The following is a 20,090-nucleotide window of genomic DNA, read 5'->3' on the forward strand; positions in this document are numbered from 1 at the left end:
CATGTCCGAGCCCGCGATCGTCCTCGGCGCGAACCAGTACGGCAAGGCCGAGGTGCGGCTCGTCCGGGTCGACCGGGACGGTCGGCGGCACACGATCACCGACCTCGACGTGACGTCGCAGCTGCGCGGCGACTTCACCGCCGCCCACATCGCGGGGGACAACGCGCGCATCGTCGCCACCGAGACGCAGAAGAACACGGTGTTCGCCTTCGCCCGCGACGGCGTCGGCACGCCCGAGGAGTTCCTGCTCCGGCTGGGACGCCATTTCACCGGGGAGTTCGACGGGGTCACCGGCGGACGCTGGGAGGCCGAGCAGTACACCTGGACCCGCATCCCCGTCGACGGCGAGGGGCACGACCACTCGTTCGTGCGAGGCGGCACCGAGACCCGTACGGCCGTGGTCACGTTCGCCGGAGCCGAGGCGACCGTCATCTCGGGGCTGCGCGACCTCGCGGTGCTGAAGTCCGCCGGGTCGGAGTTCCACGGTTTCGTGCGCGACCGGTACACGACCCTCGCCGAGACCGACGACCGCATCCTCGCGACGTCGGTCACCGCGAGGTGGCGCTACAACCGCCTCGACGTCGGGTTCGACGAGTCGTTCGCCGAGGTGCGCCGGCTGCTGCTCGAGGCGTTCGCCGGGACGCACTCGCTCGCGCTCCAGCACACCCTGTACGAGATGGGCCGGCGGGTGCTCGAGGCCCGCACCGAGATCGATGAGATCCGCTTCTCGATGCCGAACCTGCACCACATCGCGGTGGACCTGACGCCGTTCGGGCTCGACAACCCCAACGAGGTCTTCTATGCCGCCGACCGTCCGTACGGGCTGATCGAGGCGGCGGTGCTCCGCGACGGCGTGCCGGGGAACCACCCCGCATGGCACGGGATCGCCGGCTTCTGCTGACTCCGGATCCACGCGCGCGCCACGGTCGTGGCGCCGTGTCAGCCCTTCGGCATGCGGCTCACGAAGCGGGTGGCGTCGACGCCCTTGCGGCGGGTCGGACGCGAGCGCTTCGGCTTGCCGCCGACGTAAAGCCAGCCGAGGAGCTCCTCGCTCTTCTTGAGGCCGTGGGCCTTCGCGACGATCTTCGACCGGGTGTGCTCTCCGGCGGTCCGCCAGAAGACGCCCCAGCCGGCCTCGTCGAGCACCAGGCTCAAGACGTGCGCGACGCCGGAGGCGACAGCCTCCTGCTCCCACCGCGGCACCTTGTGCGTCTTGCTGTAGCTCGCCACCACCGCGATGATCAGCGGCGCGCGCATCGGCTTCGACGACGAGCCCTTGTGGCCCTCGGCCTTGTTGAGCGCCTTGCCCAGACGCTGTCGATCGGCGCCGCGCAGCTCGATGAGCCGCCACGGGTGCAGTGACTTGTGGTCGGCGACGCGCCCGGCGGCGGCGACGAAGTCGAGGAGCTCCTCGTGCGAGGGCGCCTCATCCGTCACCTTCGACCACGACCGCCGTGCGAGCGCGGCGTCGAGCGCGCCGGACATCACGCCGCGCCCTCGCCGGGCGTGAACTGCAGCGAGATCGAGTTCATGCAGTAGCGGTCGCCGGTCGGGGTGCCGAATCCGTCGGGGAACACATGGCCCAGGTGCGAGCCGCAGTTCGCGCAGCGCACCTCGGTGCGCACCATGCCGTGGCTGTTGTCCTCGATGAGCTCGACCGCCTCGGGGCGGATGGACTCGTAGAAGCTCGGCCAGCCGCAGTGCGAGTCGAACTTCGTGCCGCTCTGGAACAGCTCCGCGCCGCAGGCCGCGCACGTGTAGAGGCCGGCGCGGCTCTCGTCGAGCAGCTCACCGGTCCAGGGCCGCTCGGTGCCCGCCTCGCGCAGCACGGCGTACTGATCGGCGGTCAGGTCTGCGCGCCACTGGGCGTCGCTCTTGTCGACGGCGTAGGTCATCGTTCCTCCTCGGCCGCGCACAACGGCCACCCTCCATTCAACCCCAGCGACCGATGGGGTGGGGCGGCCCCGCGTCGCCCCTGCGCCGTGAAACCCCACCGGGCGGACGAGACCTCGCGGTTCCCCCACGGTCTCGTCCCCGGACTGTCGTCTCACGGAGGACACGATGCGACAGGACAGCGTGGGGGAGGATGAGGGCATGGGCGGGGCGGACGCGGACGAGCAGGCGGCGGTCGTCGAGCGGTACGCGCGCTTCGCGCGCGACGAGGCTCCCGGCCGGTCGGCGCTGTACGCCGAGTGGGCGGGCGGCGTCGCCTCCGATCCGGACGTCGCGGCCATCCTCGCGCGCATCCCCGCCACGCGACGGCAGCCGCCGCTCGTGTTCGCGGTGACCCGCATGCTCGGCGCGCCCGAGAGCGCGTTCCCGGCGTGGGCGGCGTGGCTCGTCGAGCACCGCGACGAGGTCGTGGCCGAGGCATCCGTCCGCCGTCTGCAGACCAACGAGCCGCAGCGGTGCGCGGCCCTGCTCCCGGCCCTCGCGACGATCGACGGGCCGATCGCGCTGCTCGAAGTCGGCGCGAGCGGCGGGCTGTGCCTGTACCCCGACCGCTATTCGTACCGCTACCGGGGGAGCGATGGCGTCCTCGCGCTCGATCCCGACGCCGGGCCATCGGGGGTGGTGCTGGAGTGCGACGTCACGGGCGAACCGCCGCTGCGGCTGCCGCGGGTCGTGTGGCGCGCCGGGATCGACCTCGAGCCGCTCGACGCCTCCGACGAGGGCGACCGGCGATTCCTCACGAGCCTGGTGTGGCCGGGGGAGAGCGGAAGAACGGAGCGGATCGCCGCCGCCCTCGACATCGCCGCCGCGGACCCGCCGCATGTGATCGCCGGCGACGCCTCCGACCCGGAGGTGCTGCGCGCGGCCGCCGCGCTCGCGCCCGCCGGCGCGATGCTCGTCGTCACGACGCCGGGGGTCCTGCCGCACATCCCGCGTGCCGGACGCGAACGCCTCCTCGACGCCGTGCGCACCCTCGACGCCGCCTGGATCACGATCGACCCGCCCGCGCTGCACGACCGGTGGCGGCCTCCCGTCGACGCCGCGTCCTGGGACGGCTTCGTGCTCGGCCGCGACGGCGAAGCGCTCGCCGCGGTCGACCCGCTCGGCTCGTTCGTGCACTGGCGCGCGTGGCGCACGGGGCCAACGGATGCCGCGGGTTAGCGTGGACGCGTGCCTCTGACCGACCGCGACCGCGCCATCCTCGACTTCGAGGCCGAGTGGCGCCGGCACGCGGGGGCCAAGGAGGAGGCGATCCGCTCCGACCTCGGCCTGTCGCCGGCGCGGTACTACCAGCTGCTCGGCCGCCTCATCGACACGACCGGCGCGCAGGAGCACGACCCCATGCTCGTGAAGCGGCTCCGCCGGCTGCGCGAGGCGCGCCTGCACGAGCGCGCCGGCCGCGCCGCCGACGCGCGCTGACCCGCCGCTGCGCGCCACGCGGACCGTCGCAGACCGGACGCCCGGCCTCCGGCGGGTAACATCGACGGGTGCCGACCACCAGCTTCCCCCGGGATCGTTTCGACGATGTGCCGGAGACGGATCGCGTCGGCGCCCACCGGGCCGAGAACCCGCGCATGCGCGGATGGGTCGTCCTGCTGTGGGCCGCGCTGGCCACCGTCGTGCTCATCGTCGTGGGCATCTTCGGCACGCTGCTGGCGTCCGGACGCATCGAGCTGATCCCCACTCCCACCCCGACCGTCGAGCCGGTCCCCGAGGTCACGCCGGTCGTCGACGTGAACTACGACGTCATGATCCTCAACGCGACCCCCGAGCAAGGGCTCGCGACGCAGATGAAGGACGTCGTCGTCGGTGCGGGCTGGGCGGATGACAAGGTGACCGCGGGCGAGGCGGGGTCGCAGGACTTCCCGACGACCACCGTGTTCTACGTCGACCCTGCTGATGAAGCCGCGGCAGCAGGCCTCGCCGGCGTCATCGGAGGCGCCGAGATCGAGCAGAGCGAGGCGTACCCCGCGACCACGGAGGGCGTGCCGCAGCTCACCGTCGTGATCGGTCTCGACCGCACCGCTGCGGGGCAGACCCCGGCCCCTACGCCCTGACCCGTCGAGTGCGTGTTTCGCGCCGGTAAACACTTGTGTGCCTGCATGTCAACAAGTGACGAAACGCGCGGATGCCGCGATTTCGCCTGCATACGATGAAGCCCTGCACCGCCGGCAACAGGAGAAACGCATGACCCAGGGCACCGTCAAATGGTTCAACGCCGAGAAGGGATTCGGCTTCATCACCGTCGCCGACGGCCAGGACGTCTTCGTCCACTACTCGAACATCGACATGTCGGGCTTCCGCGTTCTGGAGGAGGGGCAGACCGTGGAGTTCACGGTCGGCTCCGGCCAGAAGGGGCCGCAGGCCGAGTCCGTGCGCGTCGTCTGACGCCCGGCTCAGCGCCCGACGCTGAACCGACACCGGAGACGGGATGCCGAGAGGCGTCCCGTCTCCTTGCGTTTCAGCATCCGTCCCCGCGGCTTGCACTCGATAGGGTCGAGTGCCAGAATGATTTAGCACTCGTCTTCATTGAGTGCTAATACCCAAAGCCAACGTTCCGGAGGGACGACACACACATGGCAAAGATCATCGCTTTCGACGAGGAGGCCCGTCGCGGCCTCGAGCGCGGCCTCAACATCCTGGCCGACGCCGTCAAGGTGACGCTCGGCCCGCGCGGTCGCAACGTCGTGCTCGAGAAGAAGTGGGGCGCCCCCACGATCACGAACGACGGTGTCTCCATCGCCAAGGAGATCGAGCTGGACGACCCGTACGAGAAGATCGGCGCGGAGCTCGTCAAGGAGGTCGCCAAGAAGACCGACGACGTCGCAGGTGACGGCACCACGACCGCCACGGTTCTCGCCCAGGCGCTCGTCCGCGAGGGCCTGCGCAACGTCGCGGCCGGCGCCGACCCCATCTCGCTCAAGAAGGGCATCGAGAAGGCTGTCGCGGCCATCACCGCTGAGCTGCTCGAGTCGGCCAAGGAGGTCGAGTCCAAGGACCAGATCGCCGCGACCGCGTCCATCTCGGCCGCTGACCCGGAGATCGGCCAGCTCATCGCCGAGGCGATCGATAAGGTCGGCAAGGAAGGCGTCGTCACCGTCGAGGAGTCGCAGACCTTCGGCACCGAGCTCGAGCTCACCGAGGGCATGCGCTTCGACAAGGGTTACATCAACCCCTACTTCGTCACGGACCCGGAGCGCCAGGAGGCGGTCTTCGAGGACCCGTACATCCTCATCGCGAACCAGAAGATCTCGAACATCAAGGACCTTCTGCCCGTCGTCGACAAGGTGATCCAGGACGGCAAGGAGCTCGTCATCATCGCCGAGGACGTCGAGGGTGAGGCTCTCGCGACCCTCGTGCTCAACAAGATCCGCGGCATCTTCAAGTCGGTCGCCGTCAAGGCTCCCGGCTTCGGCGACCGTCGCAAGGCGCAGCTGCAGGACATCGCGATCCTCACCGGCGGCCAGGTCATCACCGAGGAGGTCGGTCTCAAGCTCGAGAACGCAACCCTCGACCTGCTCGGCCGTGCGCGCAAGGTCATCGTCACCAAGGACGAGACCACGATCGTCGAGGGTGCCGGCGAGGCAGGCCAGATCGAGGGTCGCGTGACCCAGATCCGCCGCGAGATCGACAACACCGACAGCGACTACGACCGCGAGAAGCTCCAGGAGCGCCTCGCCAAGCTCGCCGGCGGCGTGGCCGTCATCAAGGCGGGCGCGGCCACCGAGGTCGAGCTCAAGGAGCGCAAGCACCGCATCGAGGACGCCGTCCGCAACGCGAAGGCTGCCGTCGAGGAGGGCATCGTCGCCGGTGGTGGCGTCGCGCTCATCCAGTCGGGCCGCAAGGCGCTCGACTCGCTCGAGCTCACCGGTGACGAGGCGACCGGTGCCAACATCGTGCGCGTCGCGATCGAGGCTCCGCTCAAGCAGATCGCCCTCAACGCGGGTCTCGAGCCCGGCGTCGTGGCGAACAAGGTGTCGGAGCTCCCGCTCGGCCACGGCCTCAACGCCGCGACGGGCGAGTACGGTGACCTGTTCGCGCAGGGCATCATCGACCCCGCCAAGGTGACCCGTTCGGCGCTGCAGAACGCCGCGTCGATCGCCGGCCTGTTCCTCACGACCGAGGCCGTCGTCGCCGACAAGCCCGAGAAGGCCGCCGCTCCCGTCGGCGACCCGACCGGTGGCATGGACTTCTGATCCAGAATTCCACGACCGCGTAACGCGTTCACAGAACGGCCCCTCCTCGGGGAGGGGCCGTTCTGCGTTCCGGTGGGGGTCAGCGGAACAGGCTCGTGGTGGCGAGCTCGGTGTCGGCGTACTGGCGGCCGGCCGCCGCGAGCGCGGCGTTGATGCTCGTCAGCGACTCCTCGACCTGACGCTGCGTGGCGCGCCACTGCTCGACCACTCCGGCGAAGGCGGCCGAGGCCGATCCGGTCCACGACGACTGCAGCTGCGTGAGTTGCGCGAGCATCGCGTTCGACTCCGCCTGCAGCCGGTCGATCGTGCCGCGCACCGTGGCGGTCGAGGTGAGGATGCTGTCGCTGTCGACGGTGAAGACGGCCATTCAGGGCTCCTGATCAACGTGCGGCGGCCGGATGCCGAACCGCGGTGAAGTCACGTTAGGCGTCCCGCGAGGCGGGGCAGAGGCATCCGTCGTCAGCTGTGCACGATGCGTCGCGGGCCGCGGCTGGGGAGGAGACGCTCATTCTGAAGCGTCGGTGAGCCTCGCCATGGGCTGGGTCGCGAGATCGACGTGCTCGGCCGCGTCGCGGGCGTCGGCGAGCGGGAACGCCACGCGGAACGTCGCCCCGCCGCCCGGCGTGTCGAAGACTCCGACCGAACCGTGCAGCGCCTCGACGATCGAGGCGACGATCGACAGGCCCAGACCGGACCCGCCGGTCTCGCGCGTGCGGGACGTGTCGGCGCGCCAGAAGCGCTGGAAGATCTTGTCCTTGATCTGGTCGGGCACGCCCTCGCCGTGGTCGATCACCTCGATCCAGCCCATGCGGTCGCGCACGTCGACGCCGACGCGCAGCTCGACGGGGGACTCGTCCGACGAGTAGCGCCGGGCGTTCCCCAGCAGGTTCGTCACGACCTGGCGGATACGGTTCTCGTCGCCGAGCACCACCGGAAGGAGGCCGTCAACGGCCGGCCCCGGCTCGGCGTCGGGAAGGATCGTCGGCAACGCCGCACTCGCCGCGGCGCCCGCCGCGGGCACCGGCTTCGGGCGGCGGCGCAGCAGCGACAGCGTCGCACCTGCGCGCGACATGGCGGACGGCCCGCCGGCACGGCGCTTCGTCTCGGGCGGGACGGATGCCTCGTCCTCGGGCGGCAGCGCGGGCTCGCCGATCGTGGTGTCGATGACGGCGACCGGGCGCATCGGCGAGGCGGCGCGCACGTCGAGGGCGGCGTCCCGGGCGATGGGGCGCAGATCGACGGGGCCGATCACGACGTCGCGGCGCTCGTCGAGCCGGGCGAGTGCGAGCAGGTCCTCGACGAGGACGCCCATGCGGATCGCCTCCTTCTCGATGCGCTCCATCGACTGGGCGACGTCTTCGTCGCCGCGGATTGCCCCCATGCGGTACAGCTCGGCGTAGCCGCGCACCGTGACCAGTGGCGTGCGCAGCTCGTGGCTCGCGTCGCCGACGAACCGTCGCATCTGCCGCACTGTCGAGTCGCGCTGCGAGAGCGCGGCGTCGACGCGGTCGAGCATCGCGTTGATCGCGGTCTTGAGGCGGCCGACCTCGGTCGTCGTCGGCTCGATGTCGGTCATGCGCAGGCTGAAGTCGCCGCCCGCGATGGCGTCGGCGGTCGACTCGACCTGGCCGAGGCTGCGGAAGGTCAGGGTGACGAGGAAGCGCGTCGCCACCGCGCCGGCGATGAGGACCACGAGCGCGAGGATCGAGTAGATGCCGATGTACTGCGCGATCGTGCGGTTGACCGAGCCCAACGGGAGCGCGACCAGCTGCGGGTAGAGGATGCCGGTGTCCTCGGACTGCTGGATCGACACGGTCGACAGGAACTCGACTTCGCCGTCGCTCGACGTGAGCGGTTCGATCTTGCCGTCGTCCGTGACCGCGGTCTCGGGCGTCAGCGTGCTGGGCACGTCCGGAGACGGACCGCCCCGCCCGCCGACGAGGGCGAGGAGGTTGTCCTCCGGTTGCGTCGGCTCGTAGACGGCGACGAAGTAGTCCGAGCCCGTGTTGTCCTTCTCCTCCACGGCGAGCCGGCCGTCCACCGAGGAGAACTCGAGCAGCGGGGCCGCCGCCTCGCTGCCTCCGAGTGTGAGGAGCTGGGCCTCGACGCCGTCGATCAGCGAATTGCGGAGGAACAGCGCGGTGCCGACGCCGGCGGCGATGAGTCCGATCCCGAGGAGCGCGACGGTGACCCCGGTGACCTTCGCGCGCAGACTCGTGCCGCGCCACCACCGGGTGATCGCGTCGGGCTTGTGCGCCAGATCGTCCCCCTCGCTCGCTGCCGCGCCGGGCGGCGCTTCCAGGCTAAGCGGTCTTGCCGGCCTTCAGCATGTAGCCGAAGCCGCGCTTGGTCTGGATGAGCGGCTCGGACGAGTGCGGGTCGATCTTGCGGCGCAGGTACGAGATGTAGCTCTCGACGATGCCGGCGTCGCCGTTGAAGTCGTACTCCCAGACGTGGTCGAGGATCTGGGCCTTCGACAGCACGCGGTTGGGGTTGAGCATGAGGTAGCGCAGCAGCTTGAACTCGGTGGGACTGAGGTCGATGGACGCGTCGCCCACCTGCACGTCGTGGGTGTCCTGGTCCATCGTGATCTCGCCGGCGCGGATCACGGACTCCTCGTCGGCCTGCATCGTGCGGCGCAGGATCGCCTGGATGCGGGCGACGATCTCGTCGAGGCTGAAGGGCTTGGTGACGTAGTCGTCGCCTCCGGCGTTGAGGCCGGTGATCTTGTCTTCGGTCTCGTCCTTGGCGGTGAGGAAGAGGATCGGCGCGGTGTAGCCGGCGCCGCGGAGGCGCTTGGTGACGCTGAACCCGTTCATGTCGGGCAGCATCACGTCGAGGATGATGAGATCGGGCTCCTCCTCGAGCACCGCCGAGATCGTCTGGGCGCCGTTCGAGACGGCCCGTACCTGGAATCCGGCGAATCGCAGGCTCGTGATCAGCAGGTCGCGGATGTTCGGTTCGTCGTCCACGACGAGGATGCGCGGTGCGGTCATGCCCTCATTATGTCGGCGGAACCCATGCGGCGTCTGGATATCCGGCGACGCGGCCGAGAATCCGTCAGCCGGCGCTCTGCCGGATCTCGACGCAGCAACGGCCCGCCGCGGGTACCAGCGCAGGCGTCCGTTGATCGCCGGTGGCGGTCGCGAGGCCCCGGACGAGCTCGAGGTTCGCTCCGCAGATGAGGGCGGTGTGCCGGGTCGCGAGGGCGTGGAAGGGGCAGTTCTCGAGCACGAGATCGGCGGCGGATGCTGCGTCCGCTGTGCCATCCGCAGAGACTGCGCCTTTCGCGCGCGGCGCGTAGCCGCACAGGGTGAGCGCCGCCTCGAGGTCGGCGCATCCGGCGCCGATCGCAGCGCCTGCGCCGAATGCCTCGGCGTCGAGCGCATCGCGCACCGGCACCCCTCGTTCGTCGGCCTCCGCGGCCGCGGCGGCGAGCAACTCCCCGGCGAGCTCGTAGTGGCGTTCCGGGACGGTGGCGGCGAGCTCGGCGTCGGCGGCGCGGTAGAGCTTCGCCGGGCGCCCCGCGCCCGGGCCCGTGCGACCCGAACGCCGCTCGTACGACACCGTCAAGAGGCCGGCCTCCGCCAGTCGATCGAGGTTCACCGCCGCCGTGCTCCGCGGCATGCCCAACGCGGCTGCGGCCTCGTCGCGGCCGATCGGCCGATCGGTCGCGAGCCGGTACAGCTCGCGACGCTGCGGATCGGCGAGTGCCGCGACCGCCTCGGCGCGGTTGGGGGTGAGGATGCTCACGGCGTGAGTCTACCTCTAAAACTAGGAATCTTGACAAAAGAATCGGAGAGTTCTACCGTCGGGATCAGACGAGCCGATCGTGCTCAACACGAAGGAGTGGGGATGATGTCGACTCCGGCGCACGCGACGGCGCTGCACGCCCTGCCCGACGAGGCTCCGATCGATCGCGACGCGGCGATGATCGCCGTCGGCGATCTGCTCGCGGCGCTGGGCTTCGATCCGGACGAGGGCGACCTGGCCGAGACGCCGCGGCGCGTCGCCGACGCGTTCATCGAGATGACCACGCCCGAGCCGTTCGAGATGACCACGTTCGCGAACGAGGACGCGTACGACGAGCCGGTCGTCGTACGCGGCATCCCGTTCGTGTCGCTCTGCCGGCACCATCTGCTGCCGTTCCGCGGCACCGCCACGGTGGGCTATGTGCCCGGCGATCGCCTGGTGGGCCTCTCGAAGCTCGCGCGCGTCGTCGCGCACCACGCACGCGGGCTTCAGGTGCAGGAGTCGCTGACGGTGCAGATCGCGCGCACGCTCGAGACCGCACTGGACCCGCGCGGGGTCGGCGTCGTCGTCGAGGCGGAGCACCTGTGCATGTCCGCGCGCGGAGTCCGGACCGACACCGCCCTCACCACGACCACGGCGTTCCGCGGGGCGCTCGCCGCCGACCCGGCGCTGCAGGCACGATTCATCGGAGCGCGCCCCGTCTGACGCGTCGACACGGGCGAGAGGAGTCGTCATGAGCCACATGCTGATCATCGGGGGAGGCCTTGCCGGCGGAACGGCCGCCGAGGCGCTGCGCAACGAGGGGTTCGACGGCGACATCACCGTCGTCACCGCCGAGGCGCATCCGCCGTACCAGCGCCCTCCGCTGTCGAAGGGGTATCTCGCGGGGACCGAGGACCTGGATGCCGTCGTCCTGCATCCCGCCGCGTGGTACGAGGAGCGCGGGATCCGCCTGATCACCGCCGTCGCGGTCACCTCCCTCGAGCCCGCCGCGCACGCGGTGGAACTCGAGGACGGTGAGCGGCTGACATACGATGCCGTTCTGCTCGCGACGGGCGCGACACCGCGGATGATCCCGCTGCCCGGCCACGACCTGCCCGGGGTCATGACGCTGCGGCGTCTGGACGACTCCGACGAGCTCAGGGCGCAGCTGCGCGACGGCGGCAAGCGACTCGTGGTGATCGGCGCGGGCTGGATCGGCATGGAGGTCGCAGCGACGGCGCGCGGATTCGGCAACGAGGTCGCGATCCTCGAGCGCGACGCGGTGCCGCTTGCGATGGCGCTCGGCGCCGAGATGGGGGAGGTCTTCCGCACGCTCCACCTCGAGCACGGTGTCGACCTGCGCACGTCGGTCGACGTGGATCGCATCGTCGGCGACGGGCGTGCCGAAGGTGTCGTCGTCGACGGCGAGACCCTTCCCGCAGACCTCGTACTCGTCGGAGTCGGTGCCTCCCCGAACACGGTGCTCGCCGAGGAGGCGGGGCTCGACATCCTGAACGGGGTCCTGACCGACGAGGCGCTGCGCACCAGCGCGGCCGACGTGTACGCCGCGGGAGACATCGCCAACGCCTTCCACCCCGTGCTGCAGCGGCATCTGCGGAGCGAGCACTGGGCGAACGCGCTGAACGCCGGCAAGGTCGCGGCGCGGTCGATGCTCGGGCAGCCGGCATCCTTCGACGACATCCCGTACTTCTACACGGACCAGTACGACCTCGGCATGGAGCTGTCGGGGTACGCGCCCCTGATGACGGATGCCGAGATCGTGGTGCGCGGCGATCTCGACGCGCGCGAGTTCATCGCCTTCTGGGTGGATGACGGCCGTATCGTCGCGGGCATGAACGTCAACGTGTGGGACGTGAACGACAAGGTGCAGGACCTCATCCGCTCCGGCGCGAGGATCGACCCCGACCGGCTGCGTGACCCCGAGGTTCCGCTGGAGGACCTGATCCCGTGACACTCGCGCCCGACACCGCCTCGGCCCTGCTCGCTCCGGTGCTCGACCTGCCGGGCGGTGCGCTCGACCTGTCGCGGCACATCGCGGTGATGGCGATCGTGAACCGCACGCCGGACTCCTTCTACGACCGCGGAGCGACGTTCGCGCTCGATGCCGCGGTGTCGGCGGGCGTCGCCGCCGTGGAGGCCGGCGCCGAGATCGTGGACGTCGGAGGCGTGAAGTTCGCGCCCGGCCCGCCGGTGCCGGTCGACGAGGAGATCGCTCGCGTCGTTCCCGTCGTGCGCGAGCTGGCGCCGATCGCACGCGTGAGCGTCGATACGTTCCACCCCGAGGTCGCGCGGGCGGTGATCGACGCCGGCGCCGCGATCATCAACGACACGACCGGACTGCATGATCCGGCGATGGCCGATGTGGTCGCGAGGGGCGGCGCCGGGGTGGTGATCGCCCACAGTCTCGCTGCGCCGCGCACGCAGCATCCGCTCCCGCACTACGACGACGTGATCGGCGACATCGCCGAGTTCCTCGTCGCACGCCGCGAGCTGGCGAGAGAGCGCGGCGTCCCTGATTCGCGCATCGTGCTCGATCCGGGCCACGACCTCAACAAGAACACGCGGCAGACCCTCGAGCTCACCCGGCGCCTGGGCGAGCTCGCCGGGCTCGGCGCGCCGCTCCTGGTGGCGCTCTCGAACAAGGACTTCGTCGGCGAAGCCCTCGATCGGGAGAAGGGCGACCGCCTTCCCGGGTCCCTGGCCGCGGCCGTGTTCTGCGCGCTGAACGGCGCGCGCATCGTGCGTGCCCACAGCGTGCGGGAGACCGTCGACGCGATGCGCATGGTGGAGGCGATCCTCGGCTGGCGCCGGCCGGCATACGAGCGGCACAACACCCGACCCGAGGGGAACGACTGATGCCCGCCCGCTCAGAGCTCTTCGACGCCTATGCACTCCACGGCCGCGACGGCACGCGTGTGCGCATGAACTTCGTCTCGAGTGCCGACGGCGCGGTCACCCTCGGCGGTCGCAGCGGCGCGCTCGGCAGCGACACCGACCGCGAGCTCATGCAGGTGCTGCGCGCGATGGCCGACGTGGTGCTCGTCGGTGCCGGCACCGTGCGTGCCGAAGGCTACGGCGGGCTGAAGGTCGATCACGACGACGTCGAGTGGCGCCGTGCCCGCAGACTCGACGACCAGCCCGCGCTCGCCGTGGTGAGCGGCGGTCTGCACCTCGACCCGGGCGACACGGTCTTCACCGAGGCGGTGCGGCGCCCGGTGATCGTGACGACGGATGCTGCCGCCGCCGCGGACCGCGATCGCTTCGAGTCGGTGGCATCGGTGATGGCGTGCGGGGAGGCCGGCGTCGATCTCGCCGCGATGCTGGACGCGTTCGCGCGTCGCGGCTGGACGCAGGTGCTGTGCGAGGGCGGTCCGCACCTCTTCGGCGCGCTGCTGGATGCCGACCTCGTCGACGAGGTGTGCGTCACGCTCGCGCCGCGGTTCGTCGGCGGACGGGCCGGGCGCATCGTGCAGGCCGCCGCCGAGGCGGACCGACGGTTCACCCTCGAGAGCGTCGTGACCGACGACGAGGGTTTCGTCTTTCTGCGCTACGCGCACGACTGATCCCCGTTTTACTACAAACCTAGTGCCGAGGGCACTATAAGCGTAGTATGACGCTCACTCCGGAAGAGAGGGGAGTCATCATGAGCCTCACCGAATCGCGCGAAGAGCTGCGCCTTCAGCTGCGACGTGAACTGCACGCCACGGAAGAGGCCGTCTTCGACGCGCTCGTGAATCCCGAGAAGCAGAAGGTCTGGCTGTCGCCGCCGGGTGCCGGTGCCGTCCAGACGACCGTCGACCTGCGCGTCGGCGGTGCCTGGGAGGCGCGCTTCCATCCGGATCACCTGACCGCCGTGCACGACGTGCAGACGTACCTCGTGATCGATCGCCCGCATCGCCTCGTCACCGATCTGGTCTCCGAGTCGGCGAGGGGCGGACAGCCGATGCCGGCACTGCACTCGCGGGTGGACATCACGCTCGAGCCCACGGTGTGGGGCACGCTCATGACGGTCGAGCAGACCGGCTTCCCGAGCGTCGACGTGCGCGACTTCTTCGAGGCCGTCGTGTGGCCGGGCGGGTTCGACCGCATCGAGTCGTTCCTCACCGGGCGCTGAAGGCGGGCACCGGCGATCAGTCCAGGGCCGCGCGGACCGCGCGCTCGATGACGGGCCGGATCTCGGCATCCGGGTCCACGGTCACACGATGCAGCACCAGCCCATCGCCCGCGGCCATGAGCGTGCGGACGGACTCATCGGGCGAGCGAGCACCGATGCGCGCCAGGAGCGCGGTGGTCCACTCGACGAAGATCCGTCGCTGGGTGAGAAGCGGTTCCAGCAGGTCGGGGTCGCCGGCACCCTCGAGGAAGAGCGCATAGCGGGCTCTCGTGCGCGAAGCGCGTGGTCCGGTCTGAAATGCGATCATGCTGCTGAGCGCCTCGACGAACTGCTCGCGCGTCTCGACCGGAGGCGCTTCGGCCGCCGCGAACTCGGCCCGCTCGGTTTCGGCGAGCCAGGCCACGACGCCGGCGACGAGCGCGTCCCGGGTGCGGAACCAGTTCGAGGTCGATCCCTTCGGCAGGCCGGCGCGCTCGTCGACCCTGGCGTGGGTGAGCGCCCGGATGCCCTGCTCGCCCACGAGCTCGAGCGCGGCTTCGAGCGCGCGATCGCGGGTGGATGCCATGTCCACGACACTAGGCGGAACAACTCCTACTGCAAAAGTAGTAACACTCGGCGTCGCCTCCTCGTTCCGGTTTCGTGAAGTTCGCCGATCGCCCCTGTCGCATCCGCAGGGCCTGTATTAGGTTTCTCGTGATCGCGCCCACGAGGACGCGTGCATCTCGGCGGGCAGAGCCGCTCGCCAGAAAACGGGAGGGTTCTGTGCACATGCGCAAGACATCGACGGCCCGGCTTGCGGGAGGCGCGGTCATCGCCGCCACCGCGGTCGCGCTCGCCCTGGTCGGATCGGGAACCGCGTCGGCGGCCCCGCCGAAGGGGCCCAACAACGGCGGCAACACGCCGAACGGCCCGACGCTCGACATCCAGCTGCTGTCGTTCAACGACTTCCACGGCAATCTGGAGCCGCCCACCGGTTCCAGCGGCCGCCTCAACCTTCCGGGGGGTGGCACAACCGACAGTCTCACACCTCCCGGAGTCGGCGGTGTCGAATACCTGGCGACCCACCTCGCGCAGGCGCGCGAGGGTCACCGGTACTCGCTCACCGTCGCGGCCGGCGACCTGATCGGCGCATCCCCCCTGCTGTCTGGCGCCTTCCACGACGAGCCGTCCATCGAGGCGCTGAACGCGCTCCACCTCGACGTCTCGGCTGTCGGCAACCACGAGTTCGACGAGGGCTATGTCGAGCTGCAGCGCATGGCGGACGGCGGATGCCTCGACGACGGCGACGGCGAGAACAACCAGAACTCCTGCCCGACCGGCAGCTTCGCCGGCGCCGACTTCGACTACCTCGCCGCGAACGTCGTCTACGAAGGCACGAACGACACGATCCTGCCCGCCTACTCGATCGAGAACATCAAGGGCGCCAAGATCGGCTTCATCGGCATGACGCTCGAGGACACCCCCGACATCGTGACCGCCTCCGGGATCGCGGGCCTCGACTTCAAGGACGAGGTCGAGACGGCGAACGCGCTCGTCCCCGTGCTCAAGGCGAAGGGCGTGAACGCGATCGTGGTGCTGATCCACCAGGGCGGCACACCTCCGTCGAGCGCGGCGTACAACGCGGCGTGCGGCAACGGTGCCGAGATCGCGGCCGACAGCCCGATCATCCCGATCGCGCAGAACCTCGACCCCGCGATCGACCTCATCGTCTCGGGGCACACCCACCAGCCGTACGTCTGCAACATCCCTGACCCCGCGGGCAACGACCGCCTGGTCACGTCGGCGTCCTCGTTCGGCCGGCTGTACACCGAGACCAACCTGACGTACGACAAGCGGACCCAGGACATCGTGCGCACATCGATCACGAGCGCGAACATGCTGGTGACGCGCAACGTGCCCAAGGATCCGACGGAGACGGCGCTGATCGCCAAGTACCAGGCGCTCGTGGCGCCGATCGCGAGCAAGGTGGTCGGCCAGATCTCGACGACCGTGACGAGGACGGCCAACGTGGCCGGCGAGTCTCCGCTGGGTGATCTGATCGCCGACGCGCAGCTGGCCGATCCGAGCGTCATCGGACCTTACTCCGCCCCCGTCATCGCGCTGATGAACCCGGGCGGGATCCGGGCGGATCTGCCGTTCTCGTCGCCGACGTCGCCGTACGGCGAGCCGGATGGCTCGATCACCTTCGCGGAGGCGTTCACGGTCCAGCCGTTCAACAACTACCTGGTCTCGCTCGACCTCACCGGCGCGCAGATCAAGGAGATCCTGAACGAGCAGTGGACGGCCCCGAACACGGGATCCAACAGGAAGATCCTCCAGGTGAGCGAGGGCTTCTCGTACACCTACTCGGGCACCACGCTCGGGACGGTCACGCTCAACGGGCAGCCGCTCGTCGACACGACGACCTACCGCGTCGTGACGAACAACTTCCTCGCCGGCGGCGGGGATGGCTTCCCGACGTTCCTCGAGGCGGGGAACGTGTACTACGGCGGGCTCGACATCGACGCGTTCTCCGCGTACCTGACGGCGAACAGCCCGTACACGCCGGGACCGCTCGACCGCATCATCGGGGCTCCGTAACCCCGACCACAGGAGAGCCCGGCGCTGACTCAGCGCCGGGCTCTCCTCATGCGCCGGTCAGGCCGCGAGCGAGTGCGCGTCGAGGATCGTGTACGCGTAGCCCTGCTCGGCGAGGAAGCGCTGGCGGTTCTGCGCGAAGTCCTGGTCGACGGTGTCGCGCGCGATGAGCGTGTAGAAGCTCGCGGTGTGGTTGGACTGCTTCGGCCGCAGCAGGCGTCCGAGGCGCTGGGCCTCCTCCTGTCGCGAGCCGAACGACCCCGACACCTGGATGGCGACGGATGCCTCGGGCAGGTCGATCGAGAAGTTCGCGACCTTCGACACCACCAGCACGGAGATCTCGCCGACGCGGAACGCCTGGTACAGCTCTTCCCGTTCGTCGATCGGGGTCTGGCCGGTGATCTTCGGCGCGTTGAGCGCTTCGGCGAGGACGTCGATCTGATCGAGGTACTGGCCGATGATCAGGATGCGCTCGCCCGCGTGCCTCGCGACCAGATCGCGCACGACCCCGATCTTCGCGGGTGCGGTCGCGGCGAGGCGGTAGCGCTCATCATCGGCCGCCGCCGCGTACTCGAGGCGGTCGCCGGCGGGCAGGTCGACGCGCACCTCGTAGCAGACGGCCGGCGAGATGAAGCCCTGGGCCTCGATCTCCTTCCACGGAGCGTCGAACCGCTTGGGGCCGATGAGGCTGAACACGTCGCCCTCGCGGCCGTCCTCGCGCACGAGGGTGGCGGTGAGGCCGAGGCGGCGCCGCGCCTGCAGGTCGGCCGTCAGCTTGAAGACGGGCGCGGGGAGGAGGTGAACCTCGTCGTACACGATGAGGCCCCAGTCGAGGGCGTCGAGCAGGGCGAGGTGGGCGTACTCTCCCTTCCGCTTCGCGGTGAGGATCTGGTACGTCGCGATCGTGACCGGCTTGATCTCCTTGGTCTGGCCGGAGTACTCGCCGATCTCCTCGGGGGTGAGCGACGTGCGCTTGAGGAGCTCGTCGCGCCACTGGCGGGCGCTGACGGTGTTGGTCACGAGGATGAGCGTCGTGGTCTTGGTGTCGGCCATCGCGGCGGCGCCGACGAGCGTCTTTCCTGCGCCACAGGGGAGCACGACGACACCGGACCCGCCCTGCGTGAAGATGTCGACGGCCTGTCGCTGGTACGGCCGCAGGTGCCACCCGTCCTCAGCGAGGTCGATCGGGTGCGGGGTTCCCGGCGTGTAGCCGGCGAGGTCCTCGGCGGGCCAGCCGATCTTCAGCAGCTCCTGCTTGATCTGGCCACGCGCCCACGCGTCGATGACGTACGTGTCGGGGGAGGGGTGCCCGAGCAGCAGCGGCTGGATGCGCTTGTTCTTCGACACCTCGGCGAGGACCGCAGCATCCGTGGATCTGAGGACCAACTCGCCGTCGCCGCCCTCATCGACGCTGTTGCGCTCGATGACGAGGCGGCCGTACCGGCCCACGGTCTCGGCGATGTCGATCGACACCGACGGGGGCACGGGGAAGCGCGACCAGCGGTCGAGGGTCGCCAGCATGTCGTCGGCGTCGTGGCCGGCGGCGCGTGCGTTCCACAGCCCGAGCCGCGTGATGCGGTAGGTGTGGATGTGCTCGGGCGCGCGCTCGAGCTCGGCGAAGATCGCGAGTTCGTGCCGCGCGCTCTCGGCATCGGGGTGCGCGACCTCGAGGAGCACGGTGCGGTCGCTCTGGACGATGAGGGGGCCGTCAGCCATAACGGACCAGTCTACCGGGGCGGACGGTGGTCGGATGCTGCACGCTCAGGCCGCGTGGACGCTCACGATGCTCGACACGGGGAGCGTCCGTTCGATGTCGGCGGCGCGGTCGCGGCCGCGCAGGCGTCCGCCGCCGAGGCCGGCCGCCTCGAGGGTGAAGGAGCGCTCGGAGCCGTCGGGCATGCGCACGACCACCACGATCTCGGCGCGGGCGCGCACCGCCTGCTCCAGTTCGCGTTCGAGCCACCCGGAATCGCCCTGGGTGCCGTGCCCGCCGCGGAGCGTGGCGATGAGGCGCGCGTACGTCTCCTGCGGAGTTCCGGCCGGCGTGGACGCGGTCGCCGTGGTGCGCCGGTGGAGCGACTCGGGAACCCCGCGCGCGTCGAGGGCGACGACGGGGTAACGGGCATCGGCGAGGGTCCAGTAGACGGCGTCGCGCGCGACGCGGGACGAGAGCGCGTCGTCGCCCTCGAGCACGAGCAGCCCCAGGGGCCGCAGCGCCTGGTCGACGGTGATCGCGTCGAGCAGGCCCGCGTCCAGGCTCTCGACGCGGGTGCGCCCGGTGGCGCCGTCGGCGCGCACCCGCACCAGGCCGTGCCGGCTGGCCGTGCTCTCGATGAGGTAGGCCAGCGGCTGCGGGATGCCGGTGAGCGACAGGCCCGCGAGGAAGTCGCGGATCGACTCGGCCGTCTCGCCCTCGGTCATGCCGGCGCCGATCGACTCCGCGGTGAAGCGATACGTCGATGCCTGTGCACGCGACTCCCGCAGCGCGATCGACCGCAAGCGCAGATCGAGGGCGGGCGCGAGGGGACCCGGCGCGATCGCGGTGAGGTCGGCCTGCAGGTAGACCCGGTCGATCTCGGTGGGGAGGTACGGCGCCATGGTGGCGGCATCCGCTCGCTCGCCCGCCCGAAGGGCAGCCGTCCAGGGGAACTCGGCAGGGGAGCGGTCCGAGGGGAACAGCCCCCAGCGCACGCCGATGCGGTGCAGCCGCTCCGCCCGGGCCGGCCACTCGGGGTCGAGCGGGTAGATGCCGAGCCATGCATCCGGTGTCAGGAAGCCGTGCGATGAGGTGCGCAGCCCCCGAGGAAGGCTGGTGCGGAAGCCCACGGCGATCGCCTCCCAGCGATCCGCGGTCGCGGCCTTCAGCCAGCGTTCGCCGGCTTCGGTGACGGTCCACTCGCGTTCGTACGCCGTCGCAAGGCCGGAAGCTGCCGCCGAGGCGAGCAGATCTTCGAGGTCGTCGGCGGACTCGAGGGCGCCGGCATCCAACAGCCGGCGCCGGTCCACGGCGCTCACCGGTCCCGCGCCGGTGCGCGCGAGCGGCGTATGCGAGCACAGGAGGAGGACGTCGGCGAGCGAGCCCGCGGTGGTGAACGCGCGCTCCGCGGCGGCGGCCGCGGCGCGCGCGTCGGCGGGGCCCGGCGCGAGGGGCGCCGGTGTGGGGGCGAAGGCGTGCGGTGCGGCTGCGGCGGCGGCCGCCACGCGTTCCGAGACGGCGGCGTAGGGCGAGCCGTCGGCATCGGTGAGGGCGAGCCGCGCGGGTTCGCCGTCGACGCCCGCTTCGCCGAGGTCGAGGGCGAGAAGGTCATGGCGGTCGAGGCGGGTCAGCGCCCGGTCGACGGACGCGGGGTCGAGGAGGCCCTCGGCGGCATCGAAGAAGTCGTGCCAGGCCGCCTGCGGCGAAACCCCGCGCGCGGCGAGCGTCGTGGCGAGCGCGGCGTCACCGAGCTCGGCGAGCCGCGTCGCGAGGGCGCGCGCGTCGGAGGCCAACCGGG

Annotated in this window: 21 protein-coding genes; 12 read left to right on the top strand and 9 right to left on the bottom strand. The window is 70.6% G+C overall.

The annotated features are described in order from the left end of the window. Position 1: 1 nt before the first annotated feature. Positions 2–901 (top strand): factor-independent urate hydroxylase, encoded by a 900-nt coding sequence (gene pucL, locus ASF40_RS12675; RefSeq protein ID WP_056369521.1) that lies wholly within the window; start codon positions 2–4, stop codon positions 899–901. A 38-nt stretch (positions 902–939) separates the two neighbouring features. Here the strand turns inward: pucL and ASF40_RS12680 are convergent, their stop codons facing one another. Together ASF40_RS12680 and msrB are read right to left on the bottom strand one after the other, a co-directional pair. After that, on the bottom strand, positions 940–1,485 hold the full coding sequence (locus ASF40_RS12680) for a nitroreductase family protein (protein ID WP_056369955.1): 546 nt from the start codon (positions 1,483–1,485) through the stop codon (positions 940–942). Continuing rightward, positions 1,485–1,895, bottom strand: coding sequence for a peptide-methionine (R)-S-oxide reductase MsrB (msrB, locus tag ASF40_RS12685; protein ID WP_056369522.1), 411 nt, complete (start codon positions 1,893–1,895; stop codon positions 1,485–1,487). Before msrB ends, ASF40_RS12680 begins: the two co-directional genes overlap by 1 nt. Before the next feature lie 199 nt (positions 1,896–2,094). On the opposite strand from msrB, the gene ASF40_RS12690 reads away from it, so the two are divergent. The 5 genes from ASF40_RS12690 to groL all read left to right on the top strand — a co-directional run bounded on the left by ASF40_RS12690 (position 2,095) and on the right by groL (position 6,149). Further along, entirely contained in the window at positions 2,095–3,114 is a 1,020-nt protein-coding gene (locus ASF40_RS12690; protein WP_056369524.1) for a DUF2332 domain-containing protein, read from the top strand. A 9-nt stretch (positions 3,115–3,123) separates the two neighbouring features. Beyond that, positions 3,124–3,372 (top strand): DUF3263 domain-containing protein, encoded by a 249-nt coding sequence (locus ASF40_RS12695; protein WP_056369526.1) that lies wholly within the window; start codon positions 3,124–3,126, stop codon positions 3,370–3,372. Positions 3,373–3,440: 68 nt separating this feature from the next. After that, positions 3,441–4,010 carry a LytR C-terminal domain-containing protein gene (locus tag ASF40_RS12700; protein ID WP_056369528.1) on the top strand — a complete coding sequence of 190 codons (570 nt, stop codon included), beginning with the start codon at positions 3,441–3,443 and terminating at the stop codon, positions 4,008–4,010. Positions 4,011–4,140: 130 nt separating this feature from the next. Next, positions 4,141–4,341 carry a cold-shock protein gene (locus ASF40_RS12705; protein WP_045298154.1) on the top strand — a complete coding sequence of 67 codons (201 nt, stop codon included), beginning with the start codon at positions 4,141–4,143 and terminating at the stop codon, positions 4,339–4,341. Between the two features lie 188 nt (positions 4,342–4,529). Beyond that, complete coding sequence (groL, locus tag ASF40_RS12710; RefSeq protein ID WP_045298156.1) at positions 4,530–6,149, top strand: chaperonin GroEL; 1,620 nt, start codon at positions 4,530–4,532, stop codon at positions 6,147–6,149. 79 nt (positions 6,150–6,228) lie between these two features. On the opposite strand, the gene ASF40_RS12715 is transcribed toward groL, so the two are convergent. The 4 genes from ASF40_RS12715 to ASF40_RS12730 all read right to left on the bottom strand — a co-directional run bounded on the left by ASF40_RS12715 (position 6,229) and on the right by ASF40_RS12730 (position 9,902). After that, complete coding sequence (locus ASF40_RS12715) at positions 6,229–6,516, bottom strand: WXG100 family type VII secretion target (protein WP_056369530.1); 288 nt, start codon at positions 6,514–6,516, stop codon at positions 6,229–6,231. A gap of 138 nt (positions 6,517–6,654) precedes the next feature. After that, complete coding sequence (locus tag ASF40_RS12720; protein ID WP_235560240.1) at positions 6,655–8,286, bottom strand: sensor histidine kinase; 1,632 nt, start codon at positions 8,284–8,286, stop codon at positions 6,655–6,657. A 166-nt stretch (positions 8,287–8,452) separates the two neighbouring features. Further along, entirely contained in the window at positions 8,453–9,145 is a 693-nt protein-coding gene (locus ASF40_RS12725; RefSeq protein ID WP_045298162.1) for a response regulator transcription factor, read from the bottom strand. Between the two features lie 64 nt (positions 9,146–9,209). Beyond that, a complete protein-coding gene (locus ASF40_RS12730; protein ID WP_056369534.1) occupies positions 9,210–9,902 on the bottom strand; it encodes a helix-turn-helix transcriptional regulator in 693 nt (230 codons plus the stop codon). Positions 9,903–10,004: 102 nt separating this feature from the next. Here ASF40_RS12730 and folE point away from each other — a divergent pair, with 102 nt between their 5' ends. From folE to ASF40_RS12755, 5 genes are all read left to right on the top strand, one after another. After that, entirely contained in the window at positions 10,005–10,607 is a 603-nt protein-coding gene (gene folE, locus ASF40_RS12735; protein WP_235560224.1) for a GTP cyclohydrolase I, read from the top strand. A gap of 28 nt (positions 10,608–10,635) precedes the next feature. Beyond that, positions 10,636–11,856 (top strand): NAD(P)/FAD-dependent oxidoreductase, encoded by a 1,221-nt coding sequence (locus ASF40_RS12740; RefSeq protein ID WP_056369536.1) that lies wholly within the window; start codon positions 10,636–10,638, stop codon positions 11,854–11,856. After that, positions 11,853–12,761 (top strand): dihydropteroate synthase, encoded by a 909-nt coding sequence (gene folP / locus ASF40_RS12745; RefSeq protein WP_442922701.1) that lies wholly within the window; start codon positions 11,853–11,855, stop codon positions 12,759–12,761. The genes ASF40_RS12740 and folP overlap by 4 nt, the downstream gene beginning before the upstream one ends. Next, on the top strand, positions 12,761–13,468 hold the full coding sequence (locus tag ASF40_RS12750; RefSeq protein ID WP_056369538.1) for a pyrimidine reductase family protein: 708 nt from the start codon (positions 12,761–12,763) through the stop codon (positions 13,466–13,468). The genes folP and ASF40_RS12750 overlap by 1 nt, the downstream gene beginning before the upstream one ends. 80 nt (positions 13,469–13,548) lie before the next feature. Next, on the top strand, positions 13,549–14,019 hold the full coding sequence (locus ASF40_RS12755) for an SRPBCC family protein (protein WP_056369962.1): 471 nt from the start codon (positions 13,549–13,551) through the stop codon (positions 14,017–14,019). Between the two features lie 16 nt (positions 14,020–14,035). Here ASF40_RS12755 and ASF40_RS12760 read toward each other — a convergent pair whose 3' ends face one another. Then, the gene (locus ASF40_RS12760; RefSeq protein ID WP_056369540.1) at positions 14,036–14,584 is read right to left on the bottom strand and encodes a TetR/AcrR family transcriptional regulator; all 549 of its coding nucleotides are present in this window, start codon (positions 14,582–14,584) and stop codon (positions 14,036–14,038) included. Between the two features lie 203 nt (positions 14,585–14,787). Between ASF40_RS12760 and ASF40_RS12765 the strand changes: the two genes are divergently transcribed. Continuing rightward, positions 14,788–16,599, top strand: a complete 1,812-nt coding sequence (locus ASF40_RS12765; RefSeq protein ID WP_056369542.1) for a bifunctional metallophosphatase/5'-nucleotidase — start codon at positions 14,788–14,790, stop codon at positions 16,597–16,599. Positions 16,600–16,656: 57 nt separating this feature from the next. Here ASF40_RS12765 and ASF40_RS12770 read toward each other — a convergent pair whose 3' ends face one another. Both ASF40_RS12770 and ASF40_RS12775 read right to left on the bottom strand, forming a co-directional pair. Next, complete coding sequence (locus ASF40_RS12770) at positions 16,657–18,312, bottom strand: DNA repair helicase XPB (RefSeq protein WP_056369544.1); 1,656 nt, start codon at positions 18,310–18,312, stop codon at positions 16,657–16,659. A 45-nt stretch (positions 18,313–18,357) separates the two neighbouring features. Then, positions 18,358–20,085 carry a helicase-associated domain-containing protein gene (locus tag ASF40_RS12775; protein WP_056369546.1) on the bottom strand — a complete coding sequence of 576 codons (1,728 nt, stop codon included), beginning with the start codon at positions 20,083–20,085 and terminating at the stop codon, positions 18,358–18,360. Positions 20,086–20,090: the final 5 nt, after the last annotated feature.

Origin of the sequence: Microbacterium sp. Leaf288, assembly GCF_001422925.1 — a bacterium.
Lineage (GTDB): Bacteria > Actinomycetota > Actinomycetes > Actinomycetales > Microbacteriaceae > Microbacterium.